This window comes from Neisseria sicca 4320 (assembly GCF_000193735.1).
GTDB classification, from domain to species: domain Bacteria; phylum Pseudomonadota; class Gammaproteobacteria; order Burkholderiales; family Neisseriaceae; genus Neisseria; species Neisseria sicca_E.
In genome coordinates this window covers 1-8,883 of record NZ_AEPF01000059.1, presented here as the reverse complement: position 1 = coordinate 8,883, position 8,883 = coordinate 1, and the positions used below count along the sequence as shown (strand labels likewise).

The 8,883-nt window shown below is 40.6% G+C and carries 8 protein-coding genes and 1 pseudogene; 1 reads left to right on the top strand and 8 read right to left on the bottom strand.

The window, feature by feature from the left end:
- Positions 1–280, top strand: a pseudogene (locus NSCA4_RS15755) (hypothetical protein); the annotation flags it as partial.
- 24 nt (positions 281–304) lie between these two features.
- Here NSCA4_RS15755 and NSCA4_RS0106700 read toward each other — a convergent pair.
- From NSCA4_RS0106700 to NSCA4_RS0106665, 8 genes are all read right to left on the bottom strand, one after another.
- Positions 305–1,555, bottom strand: a complete 1,251-nt coding sequence (locus tag NSCA4_RS0106700) for a Y-family DNA polymerase (RefSeq protein ID WP_016687422.1) — start codon at positions 1,553–1,555, stop codon at positions 305–307.
- A gap of 1 nt (position 1,556) precedes the next feature.
- A complete protein-coding gene (locus tag NSCA4_RS0106695) occupies positions 1,557–2,138 on the bottom strand; it encodes a LexA family protein (protein WP_029609598.1) in 582 nt (193 codons plus the stop codon).
- Positions 2,139–2,239: 101 nt separating this feature from the next.
- Positions 2,240–3,430, bottom strand: coding sequence for a response regulator (locus tag NSCA4_RS0106690; RefSeq protein WP_016687420.1), 1,191 nt, complete (start codon positions 3,428–3,430; stop codon positions 2,240–2,242).
- Positions 3,423–5,600 carry an ATP-binding protein gene (locus tag NSCA4_RS0106685; RefSeq protein ID WP_016687419.1) on the bottom strand — a complete coding sequence of 726 codons (2,178 nt, stop codon included), beginning with the start codon at positions 5,598–5,600 and terminating at the stop codon, positions 3,423–3,425. Before NSCA4_RS0106685 ends, NSCA4_RS0106690 begins: the two co-directional genes overlap by 8 nt.
- Positions 5,593–6,855 (bottom strand): DNA cytosine methyltransferase, encoded by a 1,263-nt coding sequence (locus NSCA4_RS0106680; protein WP_016687418.1) that lies wholly within the window; start codon positions 6,853–6,855, stop codon positions 5,593–5,595. Before NSCA4_RS0106680 ends, NSCA4_RS0106685 begins: the two co-directional genes overlap by 8 nt.
- A 306-nt stretch (positions 6,856–7,161) precedes the next feature.
- The gene (locus NSCA4_RS0106675; RefSeq protein WP_255265286.1) at positions 7,162–7,383 is read right to left on the bottom strand and encodes a hypothetical protein; all 222 of its coding nucleotides are present in this window, start codon (positions 7,381–7,383) and stop codon (positions 7,162–7,164) included.
- Between the two features lie 3 nt (positions 7,384–7,386).
- Positions 7,387–8,013, bottom strand: coding sequence for a recombinase family protein (locus NSCA4_RS0106670; RefSeq protein ID WP_016687416.1), 627 nt, complete (start codon positions 8,011–8,013; stop codon positions 7,387–7,389).
- A gap of 8 nt (positions 8,014–8,021) precedes the next feature.
- Entirely contained in the window at positions 8,022–8,696 is a 675-nt protein-coding gene (locus tag NSCA4_RS0106665) for a Fic family protein (RefSeq protein ID WP_016687415.1), read from the bottom strand.
- Positions 8,697–8,883: the final 187 nt, after the last annotated feature.

The window sequence follows — 8,883 nt, the reverse complement described above, 5'->3', positions numbered from 1 at the left end:
ACGGCACTTTGATAACCCTGATCCACGTTACCTGCTTCCTGTGGGTTCAAAAGGACTGATTCTGAAGCATATCGTGATTAATGACGAAGACGAGCTTTTGAGGATTTGGTGTAACCGACGAAAAATTTATTTTTACCGATACCGGATATTGAAAGCCCCCCCCCCAATTGTGCGGAACATTTTATTGCATAAGGCATGGCAGGAAATTTACCGGATAAATGAAATATGCCGTAACACTTCATTTGAAATTTCCATATGTCACCGCCCATCTTTAATTTGATAAGGTCATAGGGACAATCCTCTGTCAAACTATGAGTAAATCAACAAAACGTGTGGTATAGCATTGACTCAATCTGTCCCTATTCATCTCCCAGTTGTTGGCCAATAGTTCTGACGCAAGTTGCAGATGGCCTCTACCGTACCGACGATTGATTTTATTCCATGCCTCCATGACCGGATTGTTAGTTTCGGACTGCAAAAGGTCAGTCTGTACCTGTCCGGCTGGTTTCAGCCCATGCAATTCAATCCCGCATTTTTTATAGAGGTAGCCGCTTCGATAAACATCCGCCAACAGATTTTGCGCCTCGCGGTTCAGGATAACGGTATCGGCTGTCGGCACGGCCAGGTTACGACTCAGGCTCTTATGGTATTGAGGGGTTTCTTCTCGGAAAAAATCTGTGTGTAAGAATACGGTAACGGTAGAAGCCGCCAGTCCGTCACGACGCAAGGCTTCCGCCCCCGAGCTGATGTGATGTGTAATCGCCGCCTGCAAGGCCTCCGGCGTTTCGATACACGTTCCAAAACTGCGGCTGCGGACAAGATTCTGCCTTGTTTGCGGTTCGGGGTGCAAACCATCACAGGCAATACCCTGCATTTCGCGCTGCGTCCGTTCGACCGCCACGCCGTATCGCCGGCGCAGGGTAGCGGTATCTGCACGAACGAAGTCCAATGCGGTATAAATCCCTTGCGCCGCCAGTTTGGCCGCCGTTTTCCCCCCGATTCCCCAAATCTCATCAACACCCCGGCTGCGCAGGGCACGAAGGCGGACAGCCTCATTCCAATTTGACCAAACCACCACTCCCCCAAAGTGATCGGGGTAACGTTTGGCAAGATGGTTGCAAAACTTGGTCAGTGTCTTCGTGGGTGCGATGCCGACACAGGTAGGAATACCGACCCACTGCAATACACGGCGACGGATTTCGCGGCCGAGTTCGGCGAGGTTATCGATACCGTCCATACTGGCGAAACATTCGTCTATCGAATAGACTTTAACCGCCGGTACACAACCGGCGATGGTTTCCATCATCCTACGGGATAGGTCGGCGTAGAGTTCGTAATTGCTGGAAAAGGCTTTCAGACGGCCTTGTGTTACTAAATGCCTTACTTTGAAATACGGCTCGCCCATCTTGATGCCGAGAGCCTTTGCTTCGGCAGAGCGGGCGACCACACAACCGTCGTTGTTTGACAGGACGACGACAGGGACGTTCTTCAAGTCCGGCCGGAATACCCGCTCACAGGAACAGTAAAAGCTGTTGCCGTCTATCAGTGCGTACATGTCAGCCCCCCTGACGCACGTCTTTGATGACGAAAGTCACAACACCGACAACCGACCATGTGTCTTCATCGGTTGGTACAAAATCCGGGAACTCGCCGGAGGAATTTTCAGAGTGCAGCTCGGGCTTGCGGCCTGGAACTTTGTACAGCCGTTTGATTGTAAACTCGTTGCCGACATCGGCCATCACAATATCGCCGTGCTTCAGCGTTTTAGAGCGGTCAATGATCATAATATCGTCTTTACCGATACCCGCATCGAGCATGGAATATCCGCCGGAACGTGCGGCGAAGGTGGCAGACGGGTTTGTGATAAGGTATTCGTTAAAATCGAGATAGTCAGCAACATATGGCTCCGCCGGAGAGGGGAAACCGGCGGGTATTTTCTCGAGTGCAAATGGGATCTTGAGTTTTTTCCGATTGACAGGTATCAAGCTACCTAGGGGGAGGGCAGTAGAAGCGATCATAGCATCCACCGTCGGTATCAGCGACACAGGAATACGCTTTACTGCCGTTGCTTCACCGGATTTACTTTTTCGACCAGCTCCTTCTCTACGACCACCTCGTTTTTTAGGAATTTCATCCATGATGCTATATTTGAATTTGTAACGAAATCATTTTAACAGAAAAAAACGGCTGTCGCGAATATTCGGACAGCCCGTTTATGTTCATTATTGAAGAATTGAAATCATAGATTTATATTAATATCAGGTTGCCCTTGTCGTGCATAATAGGATGAAAATCGCGATATTATGTCTTTTAGAAACGGACTGGCTACTTGAATAACAGGGCTATTAAAAGACTTATCTAGCTCTTCTTGAGAATATGTAGAGACTCTTCTAAAATTAATGACAGCTCCATTATTGAAACAACTAGTCTTGGGAAGCCAACAATAATATAAATTTTTTGTATTTCTTTGGTATTTTATTAAGTCATTATCTTGTTGCTTTGAAAGATACTCTCTTGGAGACTCAGAATTACTTTTCAAGTACCTTTTTTTAAGTTTTTTACCATTATGGCAATTACTAATAAAATAGTCATCAGATAAAATATCTTCAAGCATTTGAATTTCAACCAGTAATGCTCTATCAGTATTGCATACTCCCTCTTCACGCTCTGCCAAATCACAAGCAGGACTCAAAACAATATAAAATTTATTGTTATCTTTATTTTGTAAAATACACCCTGTATCTACTTTTACTTGATCCTGCTCTAGGTTTGGCAAATGTATATACATTTCTTCAGGGTAGCAATTTTCACTGCTTTTATATAATTCATGAATGAGATGATTAAGCGTATGGCGCAGTAAGGCTTTTTCCGTGTTATCCGGATCTTCTTCTGCATAATAAACCCAATTACTCTTTTCTGAAACTGTTGGTTCCGGTGAAATTTTAGCCGGTGAAATTCTAGGAAGAAGGTGTTTTATAAAAATTTGACTTAGACTTTGTTCAATTTGACCTTTCCCTCCCATTATTTTGGTTAATCCAGTATTGTAAATATCCCAAAATTTATATATAAGCTGTTTATATGTTGCATCTCCTTTTTTAAATACGTCAATTAAAGGAATATCATCTGAGTTATCTGCAACATCTGGCGTTCCAGTATATATTGCTACGGGTATCCGTTTTAAATGCTGTCTTATTACATCCAAAGCCTGATTCCCCTCATCGCCAGAATCAGCTAATTTCATATCGATAATTGCACCATCAAAGTAGGAACTCTCTAATGCTTTTGATGCGGCCTCTATATTGTTATGAGTTACTAACTGAATACACCACTCCTTGTTTTTGTGCTCATCATTAAAATCATTTACAGCATTTTGACAAGATTGCGCCTCATCATCGTTATCTTCGATAAGAATTAACGTCATTTTATTCATTTTCATCCCCTTTTGTAGAAAGTCTAAAATAAGCTCCGGTAGTAGATTCTAAAGCTGTAAGTTTCAACCCGTTTCTATCAGCAGCTTCACCTGCAATTGCCAAACCGATACCTGTACCACCCGGTTTAGTGCTAAATTGAGGTTCAAATATAAGATTATCCTCAATAAGATTGGATTCTATCCCAGGACCTGTATCACGAAAATCTATATAACTTAAGGAATTTTCATTAGTAATAATATTGACCATAATTTCCTTAATGTCAGTATTTTTCTCCGACAGCCAAAAAATGCTATTTTCTATAAGATTAATAAATATAGCAGCAATATCCTGTTGCCATGCTTCTATAATTGCACTTCCACTAATTTTGAATTTAATGCCCTTATCTTCCATTTGTTGACGAAATATTGCAAAACAATTAGAAATTTCATTCTCTATAGATAATTGTCGTTTAGCTGGGCGTTTTCCCATGGCAAGAGGGTCAAGTCGTAAAAAAAGGTCAGAAAATGCTTTGGCATTTAAAACAGTATTATTCGCAATTGACTCGATCTCTTCTATATTTTTAAAATTATTTGTTTCCTTGAATTTATTGATAAATCTGTCAATCCTAGGCACTTCATTGCGAAAATAATTTAGTGGTCTTCGGCCTTCATGTAAAACCACATTCATAATTTTCCCCAAAGTTGCTTGCCCTTGGTAAGTCGCAATAGCTTGACGGATTTCTTCTACTGTCTGGCTTTTTTCTTCTTCTTCTTTACTGATCAATTCAATAACTTCTTCTGCTGATTTTTCATTCATTCCCCCTGCAATCAATTTTTTATGAACAGTTTGTTTTAAATTATCAAAAGAAAAAATCCGATTAAGCTCTTTTTCAACTTTAAGTGCAGGCTTACTTAATCCTGCTTTACGCCTAAATCTGAATCTCCGTAATTCCAGCTCTTTAATCACATCATTTGTAATCTTCTGCAATTGTTTATAAGCATTATTATCACGCAAACCATCCCTTGCACTCTTCTCTATTAAATCCGATTCTTCCTCAGAGCCAATTAGTACATAACCAATTACTTGGTTGCTACCAATTTTTTGAGCAGGTTTTTGAATTCTCTTTTCATTGAGCTTCAACCAGTCAAATTCAGGATCTCCAAGGGGGCGAATCCGAAATCCATTACGATAAACTCCAATCCCATTAGAATCATTAAGAATCTGCCGGGCCAGCAATTTTCCAACATAGTTGCCATTACTATCTTTAAGACCGCGGTGGATTAATTGTTCTATTGATTCTTTTTCCCTGTCGTAAACACGGATATCAAAGATTAAATCACCACAACCAGTAGGCTCTCCTAAATTAAATAAAATAACCTCGTCTACTGTATTTCTTGCTTTCTGCAAAGCATAAGTCAGAGTACCTTTGCCATTTGATTCAATTTTCCCAGAAATTTTATAATCGAATAAATCAAAGATAGGGTATGGGGCAATGGTCTCCTCTATATCTTCAAAATCAGAGAACCCACTGATTTTCAGATGAATCTGAAAGTCCTGAGCAGTTTTATCGATTAAATTTTGCACTGGGGATATCAGTTTTTTTAATTCAAAATTTAATTTAATAAACTGATTTTTATCCCATTCTTTGTAATAATCCTGTCCACCTTCGATTGTTAAAGTAGTTCCATGAGGTTCTTTTGTTGAGTGGCTTTCAACTAAAATTTCAACATCATCCAAGTATTCAGATTTTTCAAAATCACGCCAGTCAACCAAAACTGTTGTTTTTTCGGCACCTTCTGAAACTGTCTCTAGTAATAAGGTAGAACCAAGCATAGATGCAGCATAGCGGCCTATCCCTTTACGACCTTGCATAATTCGACCATCCGGACTTGTTCTGCGCTCAAGCTTATCCGGCGTTGATGGAACCATCCACTTGTTAATCACAGTATCTTGTGACATCCCATGGCCATAGTCACGGACAGTAATCTCTATTCTTTTCTCAGGATTGCCACTTATATTTTCTGATGGTTTTTCAGTCGCTTTAAAATGTATTTCCACAGATTTTGAATCCGCATCATAAGCGTTTTTTACAAGCTCAACGATAGCAGCATAACTGTCCTGAATCAGATCTCTACCGATGGTTAATAAATGTCGTCCAGCCGGTCTTATTTTATAAGCATTTTCACTCATGCCAATTCTCCTTCAAATTTTCTGCAATTTTTCTTGCCAGTATAACTGGAACAGCATTACCAATCTGCCTGAATGCAGCGGCTCTACTTGGTTTATCAGTGCACCCCTCAAAATAATAATCATCTGGAAAAGTTTGGAGCCGTGCAGCTTCTCTAGGAGTGATTGATCTATTCTGTTTGGGATCTGGATGGATATAGTAATGCCCATCCTTTGCAAGATGAGCTAATACTGTATGAGATGAGGATAAATTACCTGCTACAACTTTAAACCTGTCCGCAAATGCGGTACGATTCTTATGAGTTTTAAGGTTTTCAGGTAAATCATTATATTCCATCCTTTTACCTTCCTTGCTCCACAGATCTGCTACCATACGATATATTTCTGAATCTTGTTGATTCAGCGGACGCGCAATATGCCATGTAACAGGGATGTTATCGTTTTTTATACCTGAATCATACAACCATTGACCGGAATATTTCTTCGTCTTACATGGGCGCACACTTCCCTCTCCTGCATGAATTACAGGAAGATCTGAAAATATTTCATTGACACACACGTTGGGTCTTTCAATCTCTAGTTGAGGATAAAATCCTGTTTTTTCTCCTCTTCTACCCATAAGGATAATTCTTTTACGAGCTTGAAGTGCACCATAATCATTTGCATTAAGGATGCGATATTCTGTTTCATATCCTAACTTTTTAAAAAGCATCCTCATTTCTTCAAAATAATATCTTCCGTCAGCATCTTTTGCAGACAAAAGTCCCGTTACATTCTCGAAGACAAAATATCTTGGTTGGTAACGTTTTAGAAACTCACCGTAAAATTTGTATAGATAATTACGTTTATCACCAAGCATCTTATTAGAGTCGCATGATCTGCCGACCAAAGAATAAGCTTGACATGGAGGACCACCTATAATCAGATCAAGAGAAGAATTTTCAAGTAAGTCATCAATTTGACTAAAAATTGTTTTTAAAGAATCTTCTGCAATTTCTTTATTAATTACCGTCTTTGAAATATGATCAGGGATATTTTTATAAAATTCAGTACGGCTTAATTCCCCTTTTAAGTAGTCAACATATAAGCTTAGTTTATCAACGGATTTTAACCAGTGATAAGCCATGCGAGTTTGAAGAGTAAAACAGGCGGCCTTGTCTGATTCAATATGAGCAACGGGCTTGTAACCTGCCTGAATGAATCCTTCGGAAAGTCCGCCTGCGCCAGCAAAAAGATCCAGAAAACGCAATTGTGTCATTCTATGCCTTGTAAATTTTAATTAAGAAACGTGAGATTATTGTTTATGAATTATAAGTAGCGTGAACTGCATTATACCAGGTTAAATATAACAATAGTAGGCAGTAATTCATCAAAGGTTGCGGCATAATTTAATAATCGCCCGATGTCCGTACACGGTAGTATCTACCTTTTAGAGACAGTTCTATACATAAAATTATAAGATGTGATGGTATTTAATTCTAAATTTACCACTTAAGAACAAGTACTTAGTTCAGTTTTTAATAGAATGTATGATATTTCGTCATAGTTATTTATTCTTGAGTTTTTAAGGTATAGCATCATATTTTTGACACAAGATATTACACTCCTCCGCTATTCGATCGAAGTCCATATTTTCAGGTTTGGTGTCGTATAGGAAACCACGCAACTCAGTAATGCGCATTTGGTCTTCCGAGCGCACATCAGAATAGGGAGTTTTGAATGAAATAAGTGCCTGTACACTGGCAACACGCTCGATTAGAGCGTCTTTCTGCATTAATGTAGCCAATTTTCATTCCTCTTTTGAGATTTGAGATTGTTTGTGTTGCCGCATTACCAATTTGACTAATGATACGCTGCATCCGGCTAGAGCGGCCGTTTCTTGAAGGGTATGGTTTTGGCGTAGGCTGACAATCAGTTTATGCTTTTGGATATTTGCCTGGCGGCCTTTGTAAAGTCCCTGTTTTTTTGCCTCAGCAATGCCGGCGGCTTGACGGTTACGCCGTTGTTCATAGTCGTCTCTGGCCGTTTGTAGGGCAATTTTGAGCAGCATGGTTTGTATGCTGTCCAAAACGATTTTGGCAATTTCGGAATCGGCATGGATTTGGCTCAGGTCGATTATGCCGGGAATGGACAGGAACGCACCTTTTTCGCGGATGTGAGCGACCAGTTTTTCCGCTTCTGCCAAAGGCAAACGGCTGATGCGGTCGATATGTTCGGTGATGATCACGTCGCCTTCTTGCAAGTCTGCAATCAATTGATTCAACACAGGTCGGTCTGCACGGACGCCAGAGGCCTTTTCTTTATAGACCCCCGCAATGTAGTAACCTTCTGCCTTGGCTTGTTCAATTAGGGTGTTTTGCCGCTCGAGATTTTGTTCTTCGGTGCTGACACGTTGGTAAATTCTCGCTGCTTTCATTGTTAGCCTCAGTAGTCGATACCGAAAATACAGTTTTGATACAGGAAGGCGACCACATCGGAATCATCGCCGGTGCGGTAGAAAGCTGAAAGTTTTTCGTTGAACTCAGGCATTTGCAGTTCGGAAATTTCCAAAATACCGCAACCTTTTTCTATTAACAGCGCGTTGGCAAACAGCGTGGCCGTTCGTTTGTTGCCGTCCCAAAAAATTTGCTGCCGCATAAAGACCAACATGGATCGGATGGCAGTTTTAGTGGTCGAATGGTTTTGGTTTTCAATTTGACCAAACAGGTTCTGTACTTCAACTTCCGACATGGCTGGCGGCGTATGGCGCGATCCATCAACTAGGGTAACGCCGACTGTGCCGGTACGAAAATCTCCGGGAGCCAATGAATCTTCTTGGGCAACGATACTGTTGATTTTTTTTAACAGTGAAATGTCAACGGGAAAGCCGTCTGAAATATGGCGTATCACATATTGATAGGCACGCTTGAGATTTAGGATGGTCTGAATATCGTTCAAGGATACTGAGGCAATATTTTGCCCGTTGATAATCTGTTCGGTCTGCAACAAAGTTGTCTGACAGTTTTCAAACCGGCTTAGATTGTGGATTTGGGCAACCAATACCTTTTTGGCCAAAAAGATATTTTCTTTCAGGCTGAGATTATATTTATCGGGAAACACTGTTGCTCCTTATACGGGACAAGATGGGTAATTTGAGTATGCTCTAATTACCTGTCAAATAAATGCCTTAAAATTTGGCTAATTTAAAATAATCAGGACTTAAATTGTCCATAATCAAATTGTCTATTCTATTTGCCCAACGGGCAATATGATTTGCACAGTTTGACTCATCAAAAAACAAAAAGCC

Bases quoted from the DNA above. Each gene is read 5' to 3' on its own strand.
- NSCA4_RS0106680 (WP_016687418.1), bottom strand. From the start codon at position 6,855: ATGACACAATTGCGTTTTCTGGATCTTTTTGCTGGCGCAGGCGGACTT.
- NSCA4_RS0106670 (WP_016687416.1), bottom strand. From the start codon at position 8,013: ATGAAAGCAGCGAGAATTTACCAACGTGTCAGCACCGAAGAACAAAAT.
- NSCA4_RS0106695 (WP_029609598.1), bottom strand. From the start codon at position 2,138: ATGGATGAAATTCCTAAAAAACGAGGTGGTCGTAGAGAAGGAGCTGGT.
- NSCA4_RS0106700 (WP_016687422.1), bottom strand. From the start codon at position 1,555: ATGTACGCACTGATAGACGGCAACAGCTTTTACTGTTCCTGTGAGCGG.
- NSCA4_RS0106685 (WP_016687419.1), bottom strand. From the start codon at position 5,600: ATGAGTGAAAATGCTTATAAAATAAGACCGGCTGGACGACATTTATTA.
- NSCA4_RS0106690 (WP_016687420.1), bottom strand. From the start codon at position 3,430: ATGAATAAAATGACGTTAATTCTTATCGAAGATAACGATGATGAGGCG.